21 protein-coding genes are annotated in these 23,733 nt (G+C 59.6%); 6 read left to right on the top strand and 15 right to left on the bottom strand.

The annotated features are described in order from the left end of the window. Positions 1–24: 24 nt before the first annotated feature. The gene (gene dnaG, locus NLU14_RS06590; RefSeq protein ID WP_275705409.1) at positions 25–1,758 is read right to left on the bottom strand and encodes a DNA primase; all 1,734 of its coding nucleotides are present in this window, start codon (positions 1,756–1,758) and stop codon (positions 25–27) included. 153 nt (positions 1,759–1,911) lie between these two features. After that, complete coding sequence (gene rpsU / locus NLU14_RS06585) at positions 1,912–2,127, bottom strand: 30S ribosomal protein S21 (RefSeq protein WP_007153483.1); 216 nt, start codon at positions 2,125–2,127, stop codon at positions 1,912–1,914. A gap of 239 nt (positions 2,128–2,366) precedes the next feature. Between rpsU and tsaD the strand changes: the two genes are divergently transcribed. Then, positions 2,367–3,422 carry a tRNA (adenosine(37)-N6)-threonylcarbamoyltransferase complex transferase subunit TsaD gene (gene tsaD / locus NLU14_RS06580; protein WP_275705408.1) on the top strand — a complete coding sequence of 352 codons (1,056 nt, stop codon included), beginning with the start codon at positions 2,367–2,369 and terminating at the stop codon, positions 3,420–3,422. Here the strand turns inward: tsaD and plsY are convergent. Further along, complete coding sequence (gene plsY, locus NLU14_RS06575; RefSeq protein ID WP_275705407.1) at positions 3,419–4,012, bottom strand: glycerol-3-phosphate 1-O-acyltransferase PlsY; 594 nt, start codon at positions 4,010–4,012, stop codon at positions 3,419–3,421. The genes tsaD and plsY overlap by 4 nt on opposite strands. A 160-nt stretch (positions 4,013–4,172) precedes the next feature. Here plsY and folB point away from each other — a divergent pair, with 160 nt between their 5' ends. Further along, a complete protein-coding gene (gene folB / locus NLU14_RS06570) occupies positions 4,173–4,529 on the top strand; it encodes a dihydroneopterin aldolase (protein ID WP_275705406.1) in 357 nt (118 codons plus the stop codon). Further along, the gene (gene folK / locus NLU14_RS06565) at positions 4,529–5,047 is read left to right on the top strand and encodes a 2-amino-4-hydroxy-6-hydroxymethyldihydropteridine diphosphokinase (protein ID WP_275705405.1); all 519 of its coding nucleotides are present in this window, start codon (positions 4,529–4,531) and stop codon (positions 5,045–5,047) included. Before folB ends, folK (NLU14_RS06565) begins: the two co-directional genes overlap by 1 nt. A 15-nt stretch (positions 5,048–5,062) precedes the next feature. On the opposite strand, the gene pgi is transcribed toward folK (NLU14_RS06565), so the two are convergent. The 10 genes from pgi to dksA form a co-directional block, all read right to left on the bottom strand. Then, positions 5,063–6,727, bottom strand: coding sequence for a glucose-6-phosphate isomerase (gene pgi / locus NLU14_RS06560; RefSeq protein ID WP_275705404.1), 1,665 nt, complete (start codon positions 6,725–6,727; stop codon positions 5,063–5,065). A 31-nt stretch (positions 6,728–6,758) separates the two neighbouring features. Further along, positions 6,759–7,607, bottom strand: coding sequence for a pantoate--beta-alanine ligase (gene panC, locus NLU14_RS06555; RefSeq protein WP_275705403.1), 849 nt, complete (start codon positions 7,605–7,607; stop codon positions 6,759–6,761). Further along, positions 7,604–8,398, bottom strand: a complete 795-nt coding sequence (gene panB, locus NLU14_RS06550; protein WP_027830833.1) for a 3-methyl-2-oxobutanoate hydroxymethyltransferase — start codon at positions 8,396–8,398, stop codon at positions 7,604–7,606. Before panB ends, panC begins: the two co-directional genes overlap by 4 nt. 119 nt (positions 8,399–8,517) lie before the next feature. Continuing rightward, positions 8,518–9,033: a 2-amino-4-hydroxy-6-hydroxymethyldihydropteridine diphosphokinase gene (gene folK, locus NLU14_RS06545; protein ID WP_275705402.1), complete on the bottom strand. Its 516-nt coding sequence runs from the start codon at positions 9,031–9,033 to the stop codon at positions 8,518–8,520. A gap of 2 nt (positions 9,034–9,035) precedes the next feature. Further along, on the bottom strand, positions 9,036–10,379 hold the full coding sequence (pcnB, locus tag NLU14_RS06540) for a polynucleotide adenylyltransferase PcnB (protein ID WP_275705401.1): 1,344 nt from the start codon (positions 10,377–10,379) through the stop codon (positions 9,036–9,038). A 742-nt stretch (positions 10,380–11,121) separates the two neighbouring features. Next, entirely contained in the window at positions 11,122–12,528 is a 1,407-nt protein-coding gene (locus NLU14_RS06535; RefSeq protein ID WP_275705400.1) for a sigma-54-dependent transcriptional regulator, read from the bottom strand. Positions 12,529–12,535: 7 nt separating this feature from the next. Next, positions 12,536–15,496 carry an ATP-binding protein gene (locus NLU14_RS06530; RefSeq protein ID WP_275705399.1) on the bottom strand — a complete coding sequence of 987 codons (2,961 nt, stop codon included), beginning with the start codon at positions 15,494–15,496 and terminating at the stop codon, positions 12,536–12,538. Beyond that, positions 15,486–15,662 (bottom strand): hypothetical protein, encoded by a 177-nt coding sequence (locus tag NLU14_RS06525; RefSeq protein WP_007153470.1) that lies wholly within the window; start codon positions 15,660–15,662, stop codon positions 15,486–15,488. Before NLU14_RS06525 ends, NLU14_RS06530 begins: the two co-directional genes overlap by 11 nt. Positions 15,663–15,711: 49 nt before the next feature. Beyond that, positions 15,712–16,584 (bottom strand): tRNA glutamyl-Q(34) synthetase GluQRS, encoded by an 873-nt coding sequence (gene gluQRS / locus NLU14_RS06520; protein ID WP_275705398.1) that lies wholly within the window; start codon positions 16,582–16,584, stop codon positions 15,712–15,714. A gap of 53 nt (positions 16,585–16,637) precedes the next feature. Continuing rightward, a complete protein-coding gene (gene dksA / locus NLU14_RS06515) occupies positions 16,638–17,078 on the bottom strand; it encodes an RNA polymerase-binding protein DksA (protein ID WP_275705397.1) in 441 nt (146 codons plus the stop codon). Between the two features lie 175 nt (positions 17,079–17,253). Here dksA and sfsA point away from each other — a divergent pair, with 175 nt between their 5' ends. Next, positions 17,254–17,982, top strand: a complete 729-nt coding sequence (sfsA, locus tag NLU14_RS06510; protein ID WP_275705396.1) for a DNA/RNA nuclease SfsA — start codon at positions 17,254–17,256, stop codon at positions 17,980–17,982. 39 nt (positions 17,983–18,021) lie between these two features. Here sfsA and NLU14_RS06505 read toward each other — a convergent pair whose 3' ends face one another. Continuing rightward, positions 18,022–19,650 carry a bifunctional aminoglycoside phosphotransferase/ATP-binding protein gene (locus NLU14_RS06505; protein ID WP_420845047.1) on the bottom strand — a complete coding sequence of 543 codons (1,629 nt, stop codon included), beginning with the start codon at positions 19,648–19,650 and terminating at the stop codon, positions 18,022–18,024. 80 nt (positions 19,651–19,730) lie between these two features. Between NLU14_RS06505 and mrcB the strand changes: the two genes are divergently transcribed. Next, entirely contained in the window at positions 19,731–22,055 is a 2,325-nt protein-coding gene (gene mrcB, locus NLU14_RS06500; RefSeq protein WP_275705394.1) for a penicillin-binding protein 1B, read from the top strand. After that, positions 22,052–22,627, top strand: coding sequence for a tetratricopeptide repeat protein (locus NLU14_RS06495; protein ID WP_275705393.1), 576 nt, complete (start codon positions 22,052–22,054; stop codon positions 22,625–22,627). The genes mrcB and NLU14_RS06495 overlap by 4 nt, the downstream gene beginning before the upstream one ends. A gap of 67 nt (positions 22,628–22,694) precedes the next feature. Here the strand turns inward: NLU14_RS06495 and NLU14_RS06490 are convergent, their stop codons facing one another. Then, positions 22,695–23,600 (bottom strand): DUF4382 domain-containing protein, encoded by a 906-nt coding sequence (locus NLU14_RS06490; protein WP_275705392.1) that lies wholly within the window; start codon positions 23,598–23,600, stop codon positions 22,695–22,697. Between the last annotated feature and the right edge of the window lie 133 nt (positions 23,601–23,733).

Genomic DNA, 23,733 nt, shown 5'->3' with positions numbered 1-23,733 from the left:
CCGGCCCTGTATTCCTGGCGTTGCTCAGTCGTCGTTCTGGCCGGTCAGCGCCTTCAGTTCCTGCCGCTCTTCGGCGGTAAGGTCTGCAAGGCTGCGTTTTTCCGACAGCAACGACGCCAAACGCTGTTTGCGTGCCACTTCCCGGTTCGGGTTCAGCATTTCCCGGGCGCCTGCCAGGGTCTGTTCCCGGGCCGGCACATGTTCAATACCGTCGAACAGGTTGTAGAACTGTTCCCTGGCACGGTTGTCCGTTGCCAGTTGGCGGACCAGGGAGCGCCGGTCTTTAATGGCGTTCTCCAGAATCCAGCCTGCAAAATGGCCGGCCTGCCGGTACTGGCGGCTGCTCCTGCACAGTTCCGTCATTTCACTGGCCATGTCCGGCGCTTCCAGCAGGGCCAGGCAAAGCTGGGTATCCTTGCTGAGTTTTACGTCAATCCGTTGTTCCTGTACCCGGCGCTCGCCGTAGCGGCCCCTGTCGTTCTGCTGGCGGCGGCTTTGCCAGTCACCCCGGTTGTTGCCACACAGCCGCAGCATCTCGTGCCACATGGCATCCCTGAGAGTGCTCCGGGGCATTTTCTTCAGCAGCGGTTCTACCCGCGCCTTCAGCTCGCCCCGGTCTTCCGGCAGCGACAGGTCCAGCCCTTCGCTCTGCCGGTTGAACAGGTAGCGGGAGAGCGGCGTGGCGCCGTCTATGCGCTTCTGGAAAGCCTCCGCGCCTTCCTTGCGCACCAGTGTGTCCGGGTCTTCGCCGTCCGGCATCATCAGGAACTGCAGATGCAGGCCGTCGGTCAGCAACTCCAGGGCGTTTTCCATGGCCTTGTCTGCGGCCCGGTAACCGGCCTGGTCGCCATCGAAGCAGAACACCAGGTGCCGTACCTGTTTCAGCAGGGCGGACAGGCTGTCCTGGTTGGTGGCGGTACCGAGTGTCGCCACCGCAAAGTGAATGCCGTTCTGCGCCAAGGCAATGACATCCATATAGCCTTCCACCACCAGCAGCCTGTCGAGTTGGCGGATTGACTGTTTGGCCTCATAAAGGCCGTAAATTTCGCGGCTTTTATGAAATACATCAGACTCCGGAGAGTTGATGTACTTGGCCTTGTCGTCACCCAGGGTGCGCCCGCCAAAGGCGATGGTCCGGCCGCGGCTGTTGCGGATCGGGAACATCACCCGGTTGCGGAACAGGTCCCGGGGCCGCCCGTAACGGTCGGAGACGGTGCCGGTTTCTACCAGCGGCCCCTGCAGGTCCTTGCTGGCGCTGTCGAACAGCGCCGTTCCCGTGCCGGGCGCATAGCCCAACTGGTATTGTTCAATAATGCTGTCGTCCAGGCCCCTCTGCTTGAGGTAGTCCCGGGCGAATTCGCCTTGCTGGCCCTTCAGGGCGGACTGATAGAAGCTACTGGCATAGTCCAGGGCGTCCGTCAGTGTTCGCGCCTGCTGCATTTCCTGGCGCGCGCTCTGGTCGTAGGGCACTTCCATGCCGGCACGCCGGGCCAGCTCTTCCACGGCGTCGGTAAACCCGAGACCGTCAAACTCGCGGACAAAGCTGATGGCATCGCCATGGGCGCCACAGCCAAAGCAGTGGTAAAAGCCCTTGTCCGGCCGAACGTTGAAAGACGGCGTTTTCTCATCATGGAAAGGGCAGCGGGCCTTGTAGTTTCCGCCGGCCTTTTTCAGGGTGATGCGTGATCCGATCAGCTCGGCCAGGTCAATCCGGTCGAGCAGGTCTTCAACGAAGCGTTGTGGGATCAGTCCACTCATGATGTCTCCGGTCGCGCGAAAAGTGCCGGGGCTGGAAGTACAGCCAAAAATGCCGCCGAAGCCAGGCCTCGGCGGCATTTTGGTATCGCTCTGTGCAGCCTGTGGCTTTACAGGCGATTATAGGCTTGCAGTCAAGCGGCGTCCGGGTAAAGCTTAGTACAGACGCTCGAACTTGCGCTGTTCCCGCTGAAGCTTCTTGAGATGACGCTTGACGGCTGCAGCTGCCTTGCGCTTGCGCACGGCTGTCGGCTTCTCGTAGTGCTCACGGCGACGTACTTCCGACAGAACACCTGCTTTTTCGCAGGAGCGCTTGAAGCGACGAAGGGCTACGTCAAACGGTTCATTCTCTTTCACTTTAACAGCTGGCATTCGAAAATCACCTACCTGATTGATTCGGTTTCTGTTTTGTCTGATCGACCTGTCTGTCAAATCGACTCGATACCTGGTCAGATTGGCTAAAACTCGACCAGTGCTTATTTAAGGCCGGCAATGATAGCCCCTGCCCATGGCCAAGGTCAATGTTTGTTCGATGAAACTGACGGAGGGTTTCGGGTTTCTGCTAAAATGCTCCGCTGACTTTCACCAACGAAGAGTTGTGGCCCTTATTTATGCTGATTCTCGGTATTGAAACCTCCTGTGATGAAACCGGCGTTGCCCTGTATGACAGCGAGAACGGGCTGCTGGCGCACGCGCTGTTCAGCCAGATTCACATGCATGCGGACTACGGCGGGGTCGTGCCGGAGCTGGCCTCCCGCGATCACGTCCGCAAGCTGTTGCCGTTGTGTGACCAGGTGCTGGCAGACGCCGGCAAGGTTCGTGGCGATATCGGGGGAATTGCTTACACGGCTGGCCCCGGCCTCGTGGGCGCGCTGATGGTGGGCGGCTCGGTGGCCCACGCCCTGGGATTTGCCCTGGGGGTGCCGGTGTTGGGTGTTCACCATATGGAAGGCCATCTGTTGGCACCGATGCTGGAGGACAATCCGCCGGCGTTTCCCTTCGTGGCTCTGTTGGTGTCGGGTGGGCATACGCAACTGGTGCTGGTGAAGGGCATTGGTGAATATGAAATGCTGGGTGAATCCGTGGACGACGCCGCTGGTGAAGCTTTCGATAAAACCGCCAAGATGCTGGGCCTGGATTATCCCGGTGGGCCGAGGGTGGCTGCGCTGGCGGAGAAGGGCACGCCGGGGCGCTATCGTTTTCCGCGCCCGATGACGGACCGGCCCGGGCTGGATTTCAGCTTCAGCGGCCTGAAAACCTTTACCCTCAATACCGTGACCGCTGCGGAAAGCGCTGGCGGGCTGGATGAGCAGACCCGTGCCGATATTGCCCTGGCCTTCGAGGCCGCCGTGGTGGATACGCTCACCATCAAGTGTCGCCGCGCCCTGGAGCAGACTGGCTGTAAACGGCTGGTGATTGCCGGCGGTGTGAGCGCCAACAAACGGCTGCGGGCGGGGCTGGAGAAGATGACCGAAAAACTCCGTGCCGGCGTGTTCTACGCGCGCCCCGAGTTCTGTACCGATAACGGCGCCATGATTGCCTATGCCGGTTGCCAGCGTATGAAAGCCGGCCAGCAGGATGGCGACCGGATCGTGGCGGTGCCACGCTGGCCGATGAACACCCTGCCGCCGGTGGGTGAGCCGCGGGCGAATGGCCTTGTAGACTAGAAGCCAGGCTCCCGGCCCTGGGCCATACGGATCAGGTTGTTGCGGTGACGTACCACGATCAGTATGGCCAGAAGGCCAAACAGCGGCAGTGTATCCGGTTCAATCAGCGCACTGATGATCGGGCCGCTGATGATCGCAACGATGGAAGCCAGCGCGGAGATTTTCCAGCGCCACATGACAACTGCCCAGATGGCCGCCAGCATCAGCGTGGTCACCGGCGCCAGTGCCAACCCCGCCCCCAGTGCCGTCGCCACGCCTTTTCCACCCTTGAAGCGATAGAACAGTGGAATCATGTGCCCCGTTACCGCGCACAGGGCCACCATGGCCTGGGAGAGAATCGTCAGGTCCGCCTGGTGGGCAAGCCACACGGGTATCCATCCCTTGGCCGCATCCAGAAACAACGTCAGTGCCGCCGGTGGCCATCCGCCAGTACGATAAACGTTTGTGGCGCCGGGGTTGCCGGAGCCCAGGGCGCGTGGATCCGGCAGGTGCCAGGCGCGGCATACCGGCAGTGCAAACAGCACCGAGCCCGCCAGGTAGGCCAGGGCGCAGAGCAGGACTGTCAGTACCGGATCGCTCAGATAATTCATCGGCGGTGTTCGCTGGCAAAGTGAAAAAGACGCAAAGACGCGTACTGGTCATTTATGAGAAAATGCCGGCCCCGCGACGTAGCAGGTCGGAATTTACACAGTATCCGCTGCCTGCACGTTATTCAATCAGCAAAGAGTGTAAGTCGGGGAGTGCCCTACGTTGACAGATAGTGTACTGATCGAAGGTCTGGCGGTTGAAGCGATTATCGGCGTGTACGACTGGGAGCGGGAGGTCAGCCAGAGGTTGCTGGTGGATCTGGAGATGGCCTGGGACAATCGGGTACCTGCAGCCTCGGACGATGTTAGTGATGCACTGGACTACGCAATGGTCAGTGAGCGGATTTCGGCTTATCTGGTCCAGGCGCAACCACAACTGCTGGAAACCGCCGCTGAGGGCATCGCCAGCCTGTTGCAGGACGAGTTCGGCGTGCGCTGGTTGCGCCTGACCCTTCGCAAGCCCGGTGTTGTGCCGACTGCGGCAGCCGTTGGTGTAAAGATTGAACGGGGGGGCCGCTGATGGCACGGGTATATGTCAGTATCGGCAGTAACATTGACCGCGAGCGTTACATCACGGCGGCGCTGGATGCCCTGGATGGCTGGTTTGATGAGCTGATCATTTCTTCCGTCTATGAGAGCGAATCCGTTGGCTTTGACGGTTCGCCCTTTTACAACCTGGTGGTGGGCATAGACACTGGGCTGAGCGTGGCGGATCTGTCAGCCCGCTTCAAGCAACTGGAAGCGGATAACGGCCGTCGGCGGGATGTACCGAAATTCAGCCCCAGAACCCTGGACCTGGACATACTGACCTACGATAACGAGGTGGGCCGGGTCGATGGCGTGGAACTGCCACGGGGCGAGATTCTGAAAAACGCTTTTGTGCTGCGACCACTGGCGGAAATTGCGCCGGCTGATATTCATCCGGTCTGCGGCGAACGTTACGACGCGCTCTGGCGTACCTATGACCGCGACCAGAAACTCTGGCCGGTGGATTTCACCTGGCGGGGCCGGTTGATTTCCCGGGCCGCTGCCAGATAGGTCACCAGCCTTTCCTCAGGAGGAGTGGTGTGAACGGAACAGCCGGATCAGGTTGTCCGTAGAGCTGTCGCTGGGCTCGGAGCCTTCGGCGGTGTCTACGGTAAGACGGTCCAGGATGCCCTTACCCATCTGTTTACCCAGCTCTACGCCCCACTGGTCGAACGAATCCACGTCCCAGATAATGCCCTGCACGAAGGTGCGGTGCTCGTAGAGCGCAATCAGGGCACCTACGGTTTCCGGTGTCGACTTGTCCATCAGCAGGGTATTGCTGGGCTTGTTGCCGGGGATGACCTTATGGGGCGCCAGCTTGTCGATTTCCTCGGGGCTCATGCCTTCGGCTTTCAATTCGGCTTTTGCTTCGTTCAGGTTCTTGCCGGACATCAGCGCCCGCGACTGGCTCAGGCAGTTGGCGAACAGGGTCACGTGGTGGCTGGCTACTTGGTTGTGGGTTTCCAGGGGGATAATGAAGTCCGCCGGAATCAGCCGGGTGCCCTGGTGCAGTAACTGGTGGAAGGCGTGCTGACCGTTGGCGCCCACGCCGCCCCAGATTATCGGGCCACTCTGATAGGTCAGTGGTTCACCCTCCTGGGTGACGCTTTTGCCGTTACTTTCCATATCCAGCTGTTGCAGGTGTGCGGGCAGGCTGCGCAGGTAATGGTCGTAGGGCAGAATGGTATAAGTCTCGGCGCCCCAGAAGTTATTGTACCAGAGCCCCAGCATGGCCATCACCGCCGGCAGGTTCTGTTCAAGCGGCGTGTTGCGGAAGTGCTGGTCCATGGCGTTGGCGCCGGACAGCAGGGCACGGAAATTGTCCATGCCGATAGTCAGTGCCACAGGCAGGCCGATGGCAGACCATAGCGAGTAGCGCCCGCCAACCCAATCCCACATCGGGAAGATATTATCCTCGGCAATACCGAAGTTGACCGCTTCCGGCGTGTTGGCGGTCACCGCCACGAAGTGCTTGGCGACCTGGTCCTGGCTGCCACCGTTGTTCAGGAACCATTCTCTGGCCACCTTGCTGTTCTCCAGGGTTTCCTGGGTGCGGAAGGATTTGGACTGGATCAGGAACAGGGTGGTCTCCGGGTTTACCCGTCGCAGTACCTCGGCAATCTGGGTGCCGTCAATATTGGCCACGTAGTGGCAGTTCAACTGGCCGTGCCAGTAGGGGCGCAGGGCTTCCGATACCAGTTTGGGGCCGAGGAAGGAACCGCCAATGCCAATGCTGACAACATCGGTAAAGGCCTTGCCGGTATGGCCCTGCCATCGCTTGCTGAGCACGTCATCCACGAACTGCGCCATGCGGTTCAGTGTGGTTTCCACTTCCGGCGTAATATTGGTGCCGTCCACATGAAGGGGGGCACCACTGGTATCTCGAAGGGCGACATGCAACGCCGGACGCTTTTCCGTGACGTTGATGTGGTCGCCACGAAACATCGCTTCGATACGCTCCGGTACACCACAACCCCTGGCCAGCGCCATCAGCTTTGTCACGGTGTCGGCAGTCATGCGGTTGCGGGAATAGTCCAGTGACAGGCCTCCGCCGCTGATAAAGAAACGACTGGCCCGGCTCGGGTCATCACGGAACATGTCCCGCATGTGGGTGTTTTCCAGTTCCGTCTTATGGCTTGTCAGCGCCTGCCACTCGGGCCGGCTGGTGAGTGGAACAGAGCCCTGGGACATAATGGAATCCTTTCTGTCAGTGGGTGGATGTCTAGCGTGTGATAGACAGGTTGTCGATCAGCCGTGTGGTGCCCAGAAAGGCCGCCACCAGCAGCGTCAGTTCGGTATCGTCGGTGTTGGCCGGTTTCAGGGTCAGGCTGTTGGCGATGTTGAAGTAATCCGGGCGCAGGCCCGCTTCAGCCAGCGCCTTGTTGGCTTCCGCTTCCAGTGTGTGGAAGTCGGTGCGGCCCCGCCTGATCTGCTCGGCAGTTTGCTGGAGCGTGCGGTACAGGACGGGGGCCACGGCGCGCTGCTGTTCCGTCAGGTAGCCGTTGCGGGAACTCTTGGCCAGGCCGTCTTTTTCGCGAACAGTGGGGGCGCCAATTACCTCCACGGGTATCATCAGGTCGCGTGCGAGCTTGCGTATAACCGCCAACTGCTGGAAGTCCTTTTCACCAAACACTGCGATATCCGGGTGGACCATGTTGAACAGTTTGGTGACAACCGTGGCTACGCCCTCAAAGTGCCCGGGCCGGCTGGCGCCGCAGTGACCCTCGCTGACCTCTGGAACGACGATCCGTGTATGGCGTGCCAGCCCCTCGGGGTATATCTCATCATTGGAGGGGGCAAACACCAGGGTGCTTCCTGCCGCTTCCAGGCGCTCCTGGTCTTCAATCAATGTGCGTGGATAGGTGTCCAGGTCTTCGGCAGCGCCAAATTGCATGGGGTTCACGAAGATACTGGTTACGACAATGTCGGCGGCCTCCCGGGCCTTGCGTACCAGTGAGATATGGCCCTCGTGCAGGTTGCCCATGGTCGGCACCAGTCCTATGCGCTTGCCCTGCTGGCGATAGCTGCGAAGCATGGCACGGAGTTCTTTCAGTGTATGTACGGTTCTCATGCCTTGAACGTATGCTCCTCGGCGGGGAATGAGCGGTCGCGAACGGCGGCCACGTAAGCTTCAATGGCACCTTTGACGGAACCGGACTCCGCCAGGAAGTCCTTCACGAAGCGCGGTTTGCGGCCGGTGGTCATACCCAGCATATCGTGGACAACCAGCACCTGACCGTCTGTGTCCGCACCGGCGCCGATACCAATCACCGGTGCCTGGACGGCCTGGGTGATACGGGCTGCCAATGGCGCGGGTACGCACTCCAGCAGAATGACATCCGCTCCGGCGGCGACCAGTTCACACGCGTGTTCGATCATTAACTCGGCGTGCTTTTCATCCCGGCCCTGTACCTTGTAGCCGCCAAACTTGTTGACGAATTGTGGGGTCAGGCCCAGATGGGCACACACGGGAACGCCGCGCTCACTGAGGGCATGGATGGTGTCTTTCATCCAGTCGGTGCCTTCCAGCTTGACCATATGGGCCCCGGCGCGCATCAGTTCGGCGGCGTTCTCAAGGGCGGCTTCGGTGGTGCCATAGGTCATGAACGGCATGTCCGCCATGATCAGCGAGCCGCGGTTGCCCTTGGCCACGGACGACACGTGGTACACCATCTGGTCCATGGTGACGGGCAGGGTGCTGTCGTGCCCCTGAAGTACCATGCCGAGGGAGTCGCCAATCAGGATGACATCAACGCCGGCTTCACTGACGATTTGAGCAAAGGTGGCATCGTAGGATGTCAGAACGGAGAAGGCTTCGCCCTTCTGCTTGTAGTCACGCAGAGTATTGATGGTAACAGCCATAGGATCCTTGCCTTGTGGGTGGATGGGCCAGACCGGGCCGGGGGGTGTGCCGGCATTCAGGCCTTTAGGGTAATCCGGGGGTGTGTTCGTGGCAATAGCCGCACGCTGAGCCGTTGGTTTCAGCCGGGCGGGAAGGGCGCCCGCGCCACCGGATTGAGTTTTCTCAGGTTGTTATCCGGGCATTGTTGTCGCAGTTGCGCAACGGTGCGGCCATCCGGCAGTGTCAGCCCGGGCTCAAGGTCCAGAAGCGGTTGCAAAACAAAGTCGCGGTTGGCGAGTTCCGCATGGGGAACGGTCAGGCGTTCGCTGGAGATGGCTTCATTGCCATACAGGAGCAGATCCAGGTCCAGCGTTCTTGGTCCCCAGTGCTGTACCCGCTCGCGGCCATGGGCTTTTTCAATGGCCTGCAGTTGGTCCAGCAGTTCCAGGGCGGAGAGCTCCGTGCGCAACCAGGCCGCGCCGTTTACGAAATCGGGCTGGTCCTGTGGGCCAACCGGTTTGCTGCTGTAGAAGGGGGATTGCGCCACCAGTTCTGTTTTCGGCAGCGCCGCCAGTCGGGCCACAGCTCCAGCCAGTTGCGCGGAAGGGTCGGCCTGGTTGCTGCCGAGCCCAACGAAAGCATTCGTGGCCGCCATGGTCAGGCCTTTTTTGCCGGTTTCTTGCGGCGACGCTTCTTGGGGCCATCACTGCCGAGCTGGGTTAACATGCGCTCCTGGCCACGCTCATCCGCTTCCTGGAACTCGGTCCACCACTGGCCCAGCCCCGGTTCGATTTCGCCGGATTCCTCCCGTACCAGCAGGAAGTCATAGGCCGCCCGGAAGCGGGGGTGTGACATGGTCGCGAAGGCACGCTTACCCTGGCGTCGGGGCAGGCGCATCTGCAGTTCCCAGATTTCCTTCATGGGGCCGGAGAAGCGTTTGGGAATAGAGGTGGCCTGAACCTGGCGGCTGATAACCTTGGCAATGGCCAGGTGCAGGGCCGGCTGTACCGGCTCGCCATTATCCTGGCGTTTGCGCCATTCCGCCTGTAGGGCGGGCCAGAGCATGGCTGCAAACAGGAAATAAGGCGTTACCGATTTGCCCTGGGCGATGCGGGCATCGGTGTTGCGCAGGGCTTTGCGGATCAGCTCGTCCGGTTCGCCGTTGTTGATGGCCTGTACGGTTTCCGGGAACAGGGGCGCCAGCAGGTTGTACTCGCTGAGCAGGTCGTAGGTGGCTTCACCATAACCGGCGGAGAACAGTTTCAGCACTTCCTCGAACAGCCTGGCTGGCGGGATGTGTGTCAGCAGTGGTGCAAGCTCCCGGATCGGGGCCTCGGTTTCCGGTTCAATATCGAAGCCCAGCTTGGCCGCGAAACGCACGGCGCGAAGCATTCGCACGGGGTCTTCCCGGTAGCGGGTTTCCGGGTCGCCAATCAGTCGCATCTGGCGGTTTTTCAGGTCTTCAATGCCGTTGGCAAAATCCACCACTGTGAAGTCGCGTATACAGTAGTAAAGGGCGTTAACGGTGAAGTCCCGGCGCAGGGCGTCTTCCTCCTGATTGCCGTAGACGTTGTCCCGCAGCAACAGGCCATGCTCGCTGGTCCTGCGATCATCATCGTCGTCATCGTCTTCCGCTTCGGCAGCGTTGCCACGAAAGGTGGTGACCTCGATGACTTCGCGGCCGAACAGCACGTGGACGATGCGGAAGCGCCGGCCAATCAGCCTGGAATTGCGGAACAGGCCATGCACCTCTTCCGGGGTGGCGTCGGTGGCGATGTCGAAGTCTTTGGGCTTGCCGCCAAGCAGGATGTCGCGAACGCCGCCGCCGACCAGATAGGCTTCGTAACCGGCGTTGTTGAGCCGGCTGAGTACCTTTTTCGCCGGCTCGCTGATTGCCGAGCGGGAGACGTTGTGCTGGTCCCGAGGGATTTCCTGGCGTTGATAGGTACGGGCTTTTTTCTTCCCGTTTCCTGATACGTATGACAATAGTCGTTTAAGCATTGAATTCCGTTATTGCGCTGAGCAAAAGCGAGAGTTTAACGGTTTAGGCGGGATTTGCACACGTTTGGCGCCATAAGCTGACGAAAACAACCGGTGGAAAGGCGAAAACGGCGGGGTTGGAAAACCGTTGGGCCAGATAATCAAAAGGCGGATCCGTTTGCACGAACCCGCCCTGAAAGCGTTGACGATCTGCATTGTTTTTGTTTTTACCGGGATTTTTCTTCGTTTTTCTACCCCACTGTCAATCCCCAAATACAGGGACCTCAGTAGCGCAAACGGAAAGCTTTGAATACATAGAGCAGTCAGAGACATCGGGCGAGTCATTGGGTAAATGCAGTGCCGCCTGGAAGACGATTCTTCTCTACATCTACAACTCACACGTGCCGTGGGACCACTAAAAAGCAAAGTACCCAAAACACTCAGTTCGCTCACGTTCTGTTTTTGTTTTTGTTACCGAACGTCTTCTACAGCTTTTTGTTCTTGTTGTTGGCGCTGCGTCGTCACTGTTGTTTTTGTTGTTGTGCGCCCTATAGAGTGCAGTCCGTGTGCCAGTTTTTGAAAATTGTTTATTAACAGAAGGTTAGTATTTTTAGGTCTTGTTGCGGGGGCGGTCGTAAGACTTAAGTGTTACTGAGGTCGCGTTTTTTAGATCCTGGGTGTTACCGTCAGGAACACAGGGTAACAACTGAGCGCAAATTCACACTTTTTCCGGTAACACCCCGCGCGCATTACCGGAAACACATCAGTTCCCGGAGCTTTTCTTGCGTGGTATGCCCAGGCGCTGCCGGCGTTCCCACAGGGATTTGCGGCTGATGCCCAACTTCTGGGCCAGCTCGGTTTCGCTCATGCGGTCCTGGTTTTCCAGCACGAAATGCTGAAAGTAGTCTTCGAGGGACAGGTCGCTGGTGGCTTCCGCTTCCCGGGAACGGGGCTGTTCGTTGTTACCGTCCACCAGGGTTTCCGGAATATTGACGTCGCCACCTTCACCATCCAGGTCCAGCAGTGAGGGGGTGATCAGGTCGTTGTCACAGAGGATGGTCGCCCGCTCAATGGCGTTCTCCAATTCCCTTACGTTACCGGGCCAGCGGTGCCGTTCCAGTGTGCGCATGGCTTCCGGAGTCAGGTTCAGGCCGGGCTTACCCATTTTTTCGCCCTGGCGTTGCAGGAAGCGCTGGGCCAGGCCAAGGATGTCCGCCTGCCGCTCCCGCAGTGGCGGTATGCGAACCTGCATCACGTTCAGGCGGTAAAAAAGGTCTTCGCGGAAATCACCGGTTCGGGTCATCGCCTTCAGATTGCGGTGAGTGGCGGCGATCATGCGTACGTCTACCTGGCGGCTCTGGGTGGAGCCCACTTTGCGAATCTCTCCCTCCTGGAGTACACGCAGTAGGCGCGCCTGGGCCTCAGCGGGCAGTTCGCCGATTTCGTCCAGAAACAGGCTGCCACCGTCCGCCGCCTCAATCAGGCCGGTACGGGCTGACACCGCGCCGGTAAACGACCCCTTCTCATGGCCGAACAACTCGGACTCGATCAGGCTCTCGGGAATAGCGGCGCAGTTCACGGAGATTAACGGGCGGGTCGCTCGCGGGCTCATCAGGTGGAGCGCGCGCGCGGCAAGCTCCTTACCTGTCCCGGACTCGCCCTGGATCAGCACGGTGGTTTCTGTTGGCGCCACTTTGCGGATCAGGGTGAAAACCTTCTGCATGGCTTCGCAATGGCCATACATAATGCTGGCCGGGTCGCTGTCCGGATCACTGGCGGTACCACGCTCCATGGTATCAGGGCCGGAAACGGCGGTCTGGGTTGTCCTGGCCAGGATGCCTTCCACAGCCTCAAGCATTTCATCATGGTCGAACGGCTTGGCAATGTATTCCACGGCGCCCATCTTCATGGAGTCCACGGCGGAACGGAGGCTGGCGTAGCTGGTCATGATCAGCACTGGCGTGTCCGGTGCGCGCCGTATCAGCTCGGTGCCCGGTGCGCCCGGAAGCCGCAGGTCGGAAATGATCAGGTCAAAGTCGCCGGGGTCGTGGTTGTCTTCGGCCTCCTCCACCGAACCGGCGTCGGCGACCTCATAGCCGGCATGTTGAAGCAGCTTGCGAACCGCTGAACGTATAATCTCTTCATCTTCTACAATCAGAATGCGAGGCATAACAGTTTTACGACCCTTCGTTCTGGCTGATGGTGTTTCCGGTGTCCGGCTCGTAGGCCGGCAACCTCATACGCACGCGGGTTCCGCGGCCGGAGCCGGCATCAGCCGGACTGTCCACCTGAATGTTGCCGTAGTGCTCTTCAATGATGCTGTACACCAGCGATAATCCCAGGCCGGTTCCCTTGTTGGGGGCCTTGGTGGTGTAAAAAGGCTCGAAAATATGGTCCAGCTGTTCTTTCGGGATGCCGGAACCTTCGTCGGTGACCTCGATAATAGCGGAGTAGCCGTCACGGTTTCCACTGATACGGACTTCTCCACCAATGGGGGAGGCGTCGCGGGCATTGGCCAGCAGGTTGATAAACACCTGTACCAGCCGCTGTTCATCCCCCAGGATCAGCAGGCCGTCCGGGCAGTCGTTGCGGTAATGAATACCCATACCTTTGTCACTGAGGGACAGCAGATTGATGGATTCGTCCACGCAGCGGCGTATGTCCACTGGCTCGTAACGATTGGCGTGGGCATGGTTGCCGGTACGGGCAAAATTCATCAGCGACTGCAGGATGGTGGAAATGCGCCGTGTCTGTTGCTGGATCTGGTCAGCGGTGGACAGGATGTCCGGGTCGTCGGTTTCCAGCTTCAGGTTCTGCGCCAGAGAGGAAATGCCGGTAACCGGGTTACCGATCTCATGGGCTACGCCGGCAGCCAGCCGGCCCACGGAGGCCAGGCGCTCGCTGTGCATCAGTTCGTCTTCCAGCAGGCGGGTTTCGGTCTGGTCTTCCACCAGGATAATGCTGCCGCCCTCGGTGTGGTCGGGGCCGCTGAGCGTCGCCTTGTGCAGGTTAAGCCAGTGGGGCCGGCCCTTCAGGTCGAGGCGGTGCTTGTAGCGGTGAAGATCTTCGCCAATATTGAAATCATCCAGCAGCAGGTGCCAGTGCTCCGGTAAAGCCATCAGCCGGGCACCCACCACATCATCAGCGGTAATGCCGGTAAGTTCCTCCATGGCGTTGTTCCACATCAGTATCTCGCCATCATCACCCACCGAGCAGGCGGGGATGGGCAGGTTCTGCAGGGTCTGCCGATAATGGCGGCGCAGGTTGTCCAGTTCCCCCGCCAGCCCGGTCAGGCGGTTCTGGTAGTCCCCCAGTGCCCGTTCGACATAACGGATATCCTGGGCGGTGCCGCCACTGGCCATGGGCTTGTAGCCAAGGTGCCGTTTGACCAGGTCGCGGGCAACCGCGGGGCCCAGCAGCCCGGAAAGGTTCACCTCCACGCGGTCTCGCAGGCGCCGGAGTTGGTAAGGCCGATATTCCACGTTGGGTAGCTTGAGTTGGGTGAGGGCCTTTTCCACTTCCCGTCGTGCAACACCGAACCCTAACGGCACGGCGAGTTGGCGGATAAAATCGGCAGACGACGTTGCCAGCAGTTCTCTGCGTTGGGGGCGGGAAAGCGCACCCAGGGAGCAGGCCTGGGCCGCGCCGATTTCCTCGGCAGTGCTGCTGCTCAGTACCGATATCAGTGTAAAGATGGTCACGTTAACCGTGAGGCTGACGAAGGTGAAGATGTGCCAGTTGCTGTAATCGGGTACCAGGGGTGCCCCGATGAAATCCAGCAGGTTGGCGGTATGGGAGAAGGGCAGCACCAGCGTGACCACCCAGATCACCAGGCCTGAGATCAGCCCGGCAATCAGGCCGCGACGATTACCTTCCGGCCAGTAGATAACCCCAAGGGCGCCCGGCAGTAACTGAAGCATACCCGACAGTGAAATGGCGCCGAGGATCGACAGGTCCAGGTTCTTGCCCAGGGTTTCGTGGAACAGCAGCGCGGCAAAAATGATCGCGGCAATAAGCAGACGCTTGACCCATTTCAGCCAATGATAGATGTCGCCGTGGTCTTTTGGCGTCCGCAGTGGAAGTACGGCGTGGTTCAATACCATGCCCGCCAGGGCCAGGGTGCTGACGATCATCAGGCCGCTGGCGGCAGACAGGCCGGCAATGTACATCATCAGTGTCAGTGCCGGGCTGCCCAGGGCCTGGGCGGTGCCGATGGCGTAGAAATCCGGGCCTGTGGTGGCAGTCAACGCCTGGCCGCCCCAGAGAATCAGCGGAATTGGCAGGCCAAGCAGCAGCAGGTACAGAGGCAGGCCCCAGCTGGCTTTGGCCAGGGCCTTGGGTGACGGGTTTTCGCTGAAAGTCATGTGGTACATGTGGGGAAGCACCAGGGCGCCAGCGAACGACATCAGCATCAGCGCCCGCCAACTGCCGTCATCGATGCTCATGGTCATGGTACTGACCGGCGTGCTCTGGTCTGCCAGCCAGGTTTCCAGCCCTGCCATGCCACCGAACACGCTGAACAGGATCACTCCGCCCAGGGTCAGCAGGGAGAACAGCTTGACCAGGGAGTCGAAGGCGATGGCCAGCACCAGGCCCTGGTGGTTCTCCGAACCCTGGCTGCGCCGTGTCCCGAACAGCATGGCGAACAGCACCACGATGATGCTGAACAGCACGCTGATCAGCCGGGGTGATGTGTCGGGTGCCAACAGGCTGGCGGACGTTGATACCGCCTGGATCTGCATGCTCAGCAGGGCCAGGATGGCGGTACCGGAACAAATGGTGACCAGGGTGCCCGCCCACTGGCTTCGATACCGGTAGGCAAACAGGTCGGCCAGGGAGGTGAGCTGGTAGGCCCGGCCAATCCTCATGACCGGGTTGAGCAATACCGGTGCCAGCAGGAAGGCGCCACTGATGCCCAGATAGTAGGCCAGGAAGCCAAAGCCGGATTCTGCGGCCATACCCACTGCGGCATAGACTGCCCAGATACCAGCGTACACGCCGAGGCTCAGGGTGTAGACCAGCGGATGCCTGACCCAACTGCGGGGCAGCGCGCCCTTTTCGGTGATCCAGGCGATGCCGAACAGCAGGATCAGGTACAGCAGGCTGGCCAGTAACAGGCCGGGTGCACTAAAACTCATTGGGGTCCCGTCGCCATTCCAGCCAGAAGCCAATGGCAATCAGGCCGGCCCAGATAACATAGGGGCTGTACCAGGCATTCCCCGGTGACGTCCACCAGTCAAGAATGTTGGGCGAGAATATGTAGATGGCCAGAACCAGAAGGAAGACCAGACGGTAGATATACATCAGGCATGATATCCGCACTGTCGTTTGTGGAAGGTTTATAACACGTCGTTCACCGGGCTGTCAGGTGAATCCGCTCCGGTGCCCAGTTGGCTGCTGCCCGGTCGAGCAGGGTACCGATGTCTGATGCTCCTGCCAACAAACGTTGGTTCTGGCCAAGGGCCGCCAGGGCCTGTTTCAGGTTGTCTTCTGCAATCCTGTCGTCCAGTGCCGGGGCGTGGTTCTGCTTGCTGAGCTTCTGGCCGGCGTCATTGAGGACGACCGGAATATGCATCCAGTGTGGCGGGTTGGCTCCCAGGGCACGGTAGATCTGCTGTTGCTGCGCCGTCATGTCCAGCAGGTCAGAGCCCCGGACCACATGGGTGATCCCCTGGTCTATGTCATCGGCCACCACCGCCAGTTGGTAAGCATAAAAACCTTCCTTGCGCAGGATAACCGGATCGTCCAGTTCGGCGCGTACCTGTTGCATCTGTGGGCCCAGTAACTGGTCATGCCATTCGCTTTGTTCGTCCCGAAGAAGAAAACGGACAGCGAACGGCTGGTCCCCGAGCCTGGTGTGGCCTTCACGGCAGTGTTGTGGGTGCCGGCCATCATGTTCCCGAAGTTGTTTGCGTGAACAGGTGCAGCGGTAGGCCAGGCCCTGGTCCAGCAGCTGGTCGATCAGTGTGTGGTAGTGGGCGTGGTGTTCAGACTGGAAGCGAACCGGCTCGTCGGAGCGCAGGCCGTGGGCATCAAGGCTTGCCAGTATTCGCTGGGTGGCTTCCGGGGATTCCCTCAGGGGGTCAAGGTCCTCAATCCGCACCAGCCAGGTGCCACCGCGGCTGCGGGCTTCCAGGTAACTGGCAACGGCGGCGACCAGCGAGCCGAAATGGAGTGGCCCGGTCGGGGACGGTGCAAACCGGCCGCGATAGTGGGAATCAGTCATGGCAGACGGATGCCGGCCCCGGTTGAGGAGCCGACACACTCAGAGGCGTGAGATCAGATGCCAGTCTGGCGCTCGCGGATTTCTGCGAGGGTCTTGCAGTCGATGCACAGTGTTGCGGTCGGGCGTGCTTCAAGGCGGCGGATGCCGATTTCAACGCCACACTGGTCGCAGAACCCGTAGTCGTCCTTGTCGATGCGGTCGATGGTCTGGTCAATCTTCTTGATCAGCTTGCGCTCGCGGTCACGGGTGCGCAGTTCCAGGCTGAATTCCTCTTCCTGGGTTGCACGGTCGCTGGGATCCGCGTAATTTGCCGCGTCTTCCTGCATGTGGTGCATTGTGCGGTCCACTTCTTCCATCAGCTCCTGCTTCCACTGCAGCAGCAGATTCTTGAAGTGCTCCAGCATCTCAGCACTCATGTAATCTTCACCCTTCTTCATTTCATAAGGGGTGAAGTTGGTAAAACGTTCGCGTGGTTGTTCTGCAGTCGTTGCCATTGAACCCGGCCTCATGTTTGTACTTCGCAAGAACGCTTTATTTCCGGCGGCCAGCGAATACCGGCCGGTTGTACCCTGGAAAAAGCATTCGTCCTGAAACGGGAATTTGCGGAAAATAGCAGATTAGTCACAGGGGTGCCAGCCTTGTGATGCCTACTTTTGCATGGAGACCAAAATGAAGTTGCCCGCACCACTGATCGAAGGCCGTCTGATACGGCGCTATAAGCGGTTCTTGGCCGATATTCTGTTATCGGACGGCAGTGAGGTAGTTGCCCATTGCCCGAACACCGGCTCCATGCTGGGGTGCCAGCCGGCGGATGCTCGGGTCTGGCTGAGTACCAGTGATAATCCGAAGCGCAAACTGAAATACACCTGGGAGTTGGTTGAAACGGCGCCGGGGGAGGTGGCCTGCATCAATACCTCGCGGCCGAACGCCCAGGCCCGTGAAACCATTGAACTGGGCGGTATCCCGGAGTTGGCGGGCTATGGTACCTGCAGGGCGGAAGTGCGGTACGGCGCGGAAAAAAGCCGGATTGACCTGCACCTGTCTGGCCACAGCAGCCTTGCCGATGCCTGGGTCGAAGTGAAAAACGTCACCTTGTGTGAGAGCGGCTTGGGTTACTTTCCGGATGCCGTGACCACCCGGGGCCAGAAGCACTTGCGGGAATTGATGGCCCAGGCGAGGGCTGGCGATCGTGCGGTTTTGCTGTTTGTGGTCAATCACACGGGCATCGAGAGCGTTCGGCCGGCTGACCATATCGACAGCGCCTATGGCGAGCTGCTGCGTGAGGCGGCGGCGGCGGGGGTTGAGTTGCTGGCCTACCGGGCGGCACTGTCCGGCCCGGAAGGGCCGGATGGAGATATCTCGCTGGCAGAAGCCGTGCCGGTTATTCTGGAAGCCTGACCGCTAATGCGAAGGCGCCCTCCGCCCTTTGGGGCTCAATCAGGAGTCGGGCAGGCCGAAATGCTGGCGGATGCGGTCGGCGACGGCTTCGGCCACGTGTTCCTGGTCGGTATGCAGATGAACGGTGTGAGCTTTTTCCTCGGTGGTGAGGGGCTCAAACCAGGTTTCCTGCTCTTCCAATAATTCCTCGGTGGCCTCGGAGGCATCGCCCGAGCGTTTGCGAATCCATTCCTTGCGACTTTCCAGTGGTGCCTCGCAGTGAATCAGTGCAAACGGCATCCCTCGGCTCTCGGCAACGTCTGTCAGTAACTCGCGTTCTGCCTGTTTCAGGCAGGCTGCGTCGACAATGACTGGCATGCCGCTGGTCAGCAACTCGCCAGCGAGTTCCGCCAGGCGCTGATAGGTGCGCTGGTTGGCGTCCTTGGTGTACAACTTTTCACCGGTTGCCGACTTGCTCTGGTCCAACGGGCCCAGGCCGAAAAGCCGCTTGCGCTCAACGTCCGAGCGCAGCCGGATCAGCCCCAGTTCCGCAGCCATGGAGGCGCTGACACAGGATTTGCCACTGGCGGACAGCCCTGTGGTGGCCAACAGGTAGGGGTTGGGGATGGCGCTGTAGTCTTCAGCCAGTTGCACGTAGTCGCGATAGCGCTGCATCAGGCCTTCACGGTCTGCGTCGGTCAGCGACGGATTGCCCATGGTGAACAGGGTAATCTTGGCACGCACCATGGCGCGGTAGGCCTTATACAGCGGCAACAGCGGCAGGGCCTCAAAGTCGCCCCGGTATTCCAGGTAGGTGTTCAGTACCAGGTTGGCCAGTTCCGGTTCGCGGCGGGACTCCAGGTCCATCAGCAGGAAGGCCAGGTCATTGATAACGTCGATCCAGCGGAAGGGCTCACTGAATTCAATGCAGTCGAACACCGTGACTTCGCCCTCGTAGACCGTGATGTTCGCCAGGTGCAGGTCGCCATGACACTCGCGGACAAAACCGCCCTCGTAACGCTGTGCAATCAGTGCAGACTGTCGTTCGAAGGTGGTGCGGGTCCACTGCTCCAGGTTGTCCAGTTGCAGCAGCAGCGCCTCGTCGTCGAGCATGGGCCGAATCTGGTCGAAGTTTTCCTGCATGGCCGCCTGCACCGCGTCCGGTGTTCCAAGGGGTTTGCCCGGGGTGACAGGTGGCTGCTTTTCATGGAAATCCGCCGCCTGATGGGCCAGGCTGGTGAGAAGTTCCGGCGTCAGTTTGCTGTTTTCCTGTCGTACATCGAACAGTTCGTTCTGGTCGAACTGGCGCATGCGAATGGCGTACTCGAACGCCTCGCCCTCGCCGCCGATCTCCGGAGCATCTGCCGAACCGGTGATGGGTAACACCTCAAGGTACAGGTTCTCCGCAAGGCGTCGGTTCAGGCGCAGTTCTTCCTCACAAAAACGCTGACGCCGCTCCAACGTTGAGAAATCCAGAAAGCCAAAATCCATGGGCTTTTTGATTTTGTAGGCAAAATCGCCAGTCAGGATAACCCAGGAGATATGCGTCTCGATAACCTGAAAGTCTTTCACCGGATGGTCATACAGCGCCGGATCCTGCAGTGCCAGAATCAGGTTGTCGGAAGTTGCATCGCTCACGGTTCTCTCCTTGGGTTCCTTGAACTCATTGATTTCTATCGCCGCTATCATAACGAGCATAACGGGCAGATTACAGAAATAACACACGGATGATCTGCCTCACCGCGCCCCGGATTCGTTATAATCCGGCCATGAAAAAATCTGCTTCTCCCCGCAAGTCTCCGAAGAAAAGTGCCCGCAAGGGAAAGTCTACCCGCAGGCCCTGGTTCTGGCGGCTGTTTCTGCGTGTATTTTTCGTTGGCATAGTTCTGCTGGCCGGCTGGACGGTCTACCTTGATGCCGTGGTGACCTCCCGTTTTGAAGGCCGCCGCTTTGAAGTGCCATCGCGGGTCTATGCCAGGCCGCTGGAGCTATACGACGGCGCCAGTGTCAGCTCGGGCGCGCTCCAGCGGGAGCTTGAGCTCTCTGGCTATCGTGCCGGTGATGGTAACCAGGCAGGCACCTATCGGCGGAATGGCGGTCATTTCATCATCAGTACCCGGGGCTTCCTGTTTACCGATGGATTAGAGCCTCGCAGGCGCCTGTCCCTGACTATTTACGGAGACCGGATTCAGGATTTCCGGGTGCTTTCCGGTGACCCGTCGCCGATTGTGCGCCTGGAGCCGGCCCAGATCGGCGGCATTTATCCGGCTCACAAGGAAGACCGGGTGCTGGTGCAACTGGCTGACGTGCCGAACCTCTTCACCGACGCATTGCTGGCGGTCGAGGATCGCAATTTTCACGACCATTTAGGCATTGCTCCGCTGTCCATCGCCCGGGCAATGCTCGCCAATATCCGGGCCGGCGAGATAGTGCAGGGCGGCAGCACGCTGACCCAGCAACTGGTGAAAAACTTCTTCCTGACGAGAGAGCAGACGTTGTTGCGAAAGGGCAACGAAGCGTTGATGTCACTGTTGCTGGAACTGCATTACGAGAAGAGCGATATACTGGAAACCTATCTTAACGAGGTCTACGTAGGGCAGGCGGGAACCCGGGCCATCCACGGGTTTGGTCTGGCCAGCCAGTTCTACTTCGGGGAGTCCATTCGAGATCTGGAGGCCCATCAGATTGCGTTACTGGTGGGACTGGTAAAGGGGCCGAGCTACTATAATCCCCGCCGCCATCCCGAGCGCGCGCTTTCACGCCGCAACCTGGTGATTGACGTGATGGCTGAAACCGGCCTCATTGTCGAAGAAGAGGCCGCCAGGGCACGTGCACAGCCGCTTGGTGTGACGAACCGGGCTTCCTATTCGGAAAACCGGTACCCGGCCTACATCGACCTGGTTCGTCGCCACCTGGCAAGGGATTACAAGCAGGAAGACCTGCAAAGTGAAGGGCTGCGCATATTCACCACGCTAAACCCGGCGATCCAGTATGCAGCGGAATTTTCCGTCAGGGATATGCTCAACCGGATGGAGGGCGGTTCCGATGCCACTCTGGAATCCGCCATGGTGGTGACCTCCCGTGACAGTGGTGAGGTGCTGGCCCTGGTGGGCGGTCGCGATCCCAAATACGCCGGTTTCAATCGCGCCGTGGATGCGAGCCGTCCCATCGGTTCGCTGATCAAGCCCTTTGTTTATCTGACAGCATTGCAGCAACCGGACCGCTATACCCTGATCACGCCGGTTGAGGACAAGGGGTTCTCTCTTGTGTTCGATGACGGGCGCCGATGGGAGCCTCAAAACTATGATAAAGAAGAGCGAGGCCAGGTGCCGCTGCATGAGGCGCTGTCCCACTCCTATAATCTACCTACCGTGCGTGTGGGGCTGGACGTGGGTATCGATTCAGTGAAGTCCACCCTGCAGGGTTTTGGCGTTACCGGGGGGATTTCCGAGTACCCGTCAATGTTGCTGGGCTCCGTTTCCATGACGCCAGTAACCGTTGCCCAGATCTACCAGGGGCTGGCAACCTCCGGCTTCAACACGCCGCTGAGGACCATACGGCAGGTCACCGATGCGGAAGGCGAGGCCCTGTCCCGTTACAGTTTGAAAGTGGATCAGGTTGCCGACCCCGCAGCGGTGCATCTGGTGCAGTACGTGATGCAGGAAACCATGCAGGAGGGAACCGGGCGCTCGGCATACCGCACAGTACCCAGAGAGCTGACCCTTGCAGGCAAGACCGGAACCACCGATGATGGCCGCGATTCCTGGTTTGCCGGTTTCAGCGGGGACCTTCTTGCGGTCACCTGGGTTGGCAGGGACGACAACGGGCCCACCTCATTGACCGGCGCCACTGGTGCGCTACCAGTCTGGTCACGGTTTATGAGTCAGGTTCCGCAACACGGATTTTCGCCGGTGGTGCCGGATGGCGTGGAGTACCACTGGGTCAATCCCGAAGAAGTCGCCCTGACCGACGAACATTGTGAAAATGCACGCCTTATGCCGTTTATCACCGGCAGTGAGCCCGATGTGGAGGTTTCCTGCAGCGGTAACCTTGAGCGGCGGATACGGGGCTGGTTTGAAGGACTGTTTCAATGAAAGTGAATGCGTTCAGACATGCAGGATTGATTGCCGTGGCAATCACGGTGGCCGGCTGTGCTTCCGGCCCCGGTGGTGGTTCCATCTATGTGCCTGCTGGTGGGGAGCACTCGCGTGATGAGGCGCCTCAGCCGCCACAGACGAGTGAAAGGGGTGATGAGCCAAGGGTGGAGCGCAAAAGCGAGCAGCCCGAAGAACCCATGCGTCAGCCGGAACACAGCACACCGAGTTATCAGGATGAAGGCGATGCGCTCTCTCCAGCCGCCAGGAGCCTTATCCGGCGTGCGGACGGCCTGATGGCATCCGGCGACACCCAGGCGGCGGTTGCTCAACTGGAGCGGGCGCAGCGAATTTCTCCGCGCTCGGCGCAAGTCTACTTCAAGCTGTCCCAGGCATACGTGGCGCTGGATCAGTTGGGTTCGGCGGAGCAATTTACCCTGAAAGGACTATCGCTGGCAGGTAGTGATTCCTCCCTTCAGCGCGCAGGGTGGTTGCTGCTGGCGGATATTCGGCGAGCCAGAGGGAACGTTGCGGGGGCGGATCAGGCTGAAGCGCGGGCGTCTGCCTTGTAGATTTTACTGACCGTGGCTGAAATGGCCGGGACCGCTAAGAGGCAGTCCCGGCAAGGTTCTGAAAACCTTACAGCTGTACCTGGAGTTCGAAGTCGGCTGTTGTTGTTTCGTCGGCTACAACAGTGACATTCTGAGCGCCTGCAAAGTTTATGTTGTCGTCTGATGGCTCTTCCTGATCATTTTCGATCACATCATTACCACATGTATAGCTGACGGTGTAATCGCCCGCCGGGATGAACGCCGCTGTGTAGGTGTAGTCGCTGTTTTCCCTGACTGGAACAGCAACCAACGGCTCGTTCGCGCTGCCGATATCATCCGGCTGGGAGTTTGCGCCTTCATGGACGTAAACGTTGCCTGCAAATTCCGGGGTCAGCGCATCACCACACTCCTCGGTAATCAGTTCGCCAGCGACTGTTCCCGTGATAATACCGGTTTCGGAGTTGTCGACAAGCCTGAGTACTGGCTTGAGGCGGTAGCTGTTCTGCCCCACCGGGTTAACCAGTGATTTGCGCACATCGAAGTCAATGGTAAAGCTGACTTCTCCCCCGGCAGGTACTGTAAAGCCTGACGTTTGAACGCCCCTGGCAGACGGGGTGGTAAGCTGGTGAATGCCTCCATCAACAACAACGGTGTTGTCGTCGCCCAGCTCGATCCGCATCCAGTTGTAGCCGCCTGCCGGGACCTCCTCATTGGTAATCAGGCTTTCAAAGGCGCCACCTTGCAGATCCAGGAGGTTGATCGGCTCAGGGAATTCCAGTTCAAACCTGCGGCGCTCACCATCCGAGGGTTGCAGCACCAGCGCCGTTACCTCGATATTGACTTCCTGCGCGCTGTCCACCGGCGCGTCGGTCAACCCAACGCTTACGCTGCCCGTTTCACCTGAGGCGATGCTGCCGCTGCTTCCGTCACCACCGCAAGCCGCCAGTGCACCGCTGAAACCAATTACTGTCAGGTATCTGAGAGACTGATTCATTACAAACCTCCATTGTGAAGATGTCGGCCGGTCAGAAGAGTGTTATATGGCCACAAACCCCAAACGTCCGGGATTCGCCAAAAGTTCCACTCGTTCTGTTAACCTTTGCTCATGTCGAGAGTTGCCCTGGCTA

This window comes from Marinobacter iranensis (genome assembly GCF_029207565.1).
Taxonomy (GTDB): Bacteria; Pseudomonadota; Gammaproteobacteria; order Pseudomonadales; family Oleiphilaceae; genus Marinobacter; species Marinobacter iranensis.
The sequence above is the reverse complement of the archived record's forward strand: the minus strand, read 5'-3'. Positions and strand labels throughout refer to the sequence as shown.

What these genes read in the sequence shown, in the direction of transcription:
- dnaG (WP_275705409.1), bottom strand. Translation starts at nt 1,758, where the DNA reads ATGAGTGGACTGATCCCACAACGCTTCGTTGAAGACCTGCTCGACCGG.
- rpsU (WP_007153483.1), bottom strand. Translation starts at nt 2,127, where the DNA reads ATGCCAGCTGTTAAAGTGAAAGAGAATGAACCGTTTGACGTAGCCCTT.
- tsaD (WP_275705408.1), top strand. Translation starts at nt 2,367, where the DNA reads ATGCTGATTCTCGGTATTGAAACCTCCTGTGATGAAACCGGCGTTGCC.
- plsY (WP_275705407.1), bottom strand. Translation starts at nt 4,012, where the DNA reads ATGAATTATCTGAGCGATCCGGTACTGACAGTCCTGCTCTGCGCCCTG.
- folK (WP_275705405.1), top strand. Translation starts at nt 4,529, where the DNA reads ATGGCACGGGTATATGTCAGTATCGGCAGTAACATTGACCGCGAGCGT.
- pgi (WP_275705404.1), bottom strand. Translation starts at nt 6,727, where the DNA reads ATGTCCCAGGGCTCTGTTCCACTCACCAGCCGGCCCGAGTGGCAGGCG.
- panC (WP_275705403.1), bottom strand. Translation starts at nt 7,607, where the DNA reads ATGAGAACCGTACATACACTGAAAGAACTCCGTGCCATGCTTCGCAGC.
- panB (WP_027830833.1), bottom strand. Translation starts at nt 8,398, where the DNA reads ATGGCTGTTACCATCAATACTCTGCGTGACTACAAGCAGAAGGGCGAA.
- folK (WP_275705402.1), bottom strand. Translation starts at nt 9,033, where the DNA reads ATGGCGGCCACGAATGCTTTCGTTGGGCTCGGCAGCAACCAGGCCGAC.
- pcnB (WP_275705401.1), bottom strand. Translation starts at nt 10,379, where the DNA reads ATGCTTAAACGACTATTGTCATACGTATCAGGAAACGGGAAGAAAAAA.
- NLU14_RS06535 (WP_275705400.1), bottom strand. Translation starts at nt 12,528, where the DNA reads ATGCCTCGCATTCTGATTGTAGAAGATGAAGAGATTATACGTTCAGCG.
- NLU14_RS06530 (WP_275705399.1), bottom strand. Translation starts at nt 15,496, where the DNA reads ATGAGTTTTAGTGCACCCGGCCTGTTACTGGCCAGCCTGCTGTACCTG.
- NLU14_RS06525 (WP_007153470.1), bottom strand. Translation starts at nt 15,662, where the DNA reads ATGTATATCTACCGTCTGGTCTTCCTTCTGGTTCTGGCCATCTACATA.
- gluQRS (WP_275705398.1), bottom strand. Translation starts at nt 16,584, where the DNA reads ATGACTGATTCCCACTATCGCGGCCGGTTTGCACCGTCCCCGACCGGG.
- dksA (WP_275705397.1), bottom strand. Translation starts at nt 17,078, where the DNA reads ATGGCAACGACTGCAGAACAACCACGCGAACGTTTTACCAACTTCACC.
- sfsA (WP_275705396.1), top strand. Translation starts at nt 17,254, where the DNA reads ATGAAGTTGCCCGCACCACTGATCGAAGGCCGTCTGATACGGCGCTAT.
- NLU14_RS06505 (WP_420845047.1), bottom strand. Translation starts at nt 19,650, where the DNA reads ATGATAGCGGCGATAGAAATCAATGAGTTCAAGGAACCCAAGGAGAGA.
- mrcB (WP_275705394.1), top strand. Translation starts at nt 19,731, where the DNA reads ATGAAAAAATCTGCTTCTCCCCGCAAGTCTCCGAAGAAAAGTGCCCGC.
- NLU14_RS06495 (WP_275705393.1), top strand. Translation starts at nt 22,052, where the DNA reads ATGAAAGTGAATGCGTTCAGACATGCAGGATTGATTGCCGTGGCAATC.
- NLU14_RS06490 (WP_275705392.1), bottom strand. Translation starts at nt 23,600, where the DNA reads ATGAATCAGTCTCTCAGATACCTGACAGTAATTGGTTTCAGCGGTGCA.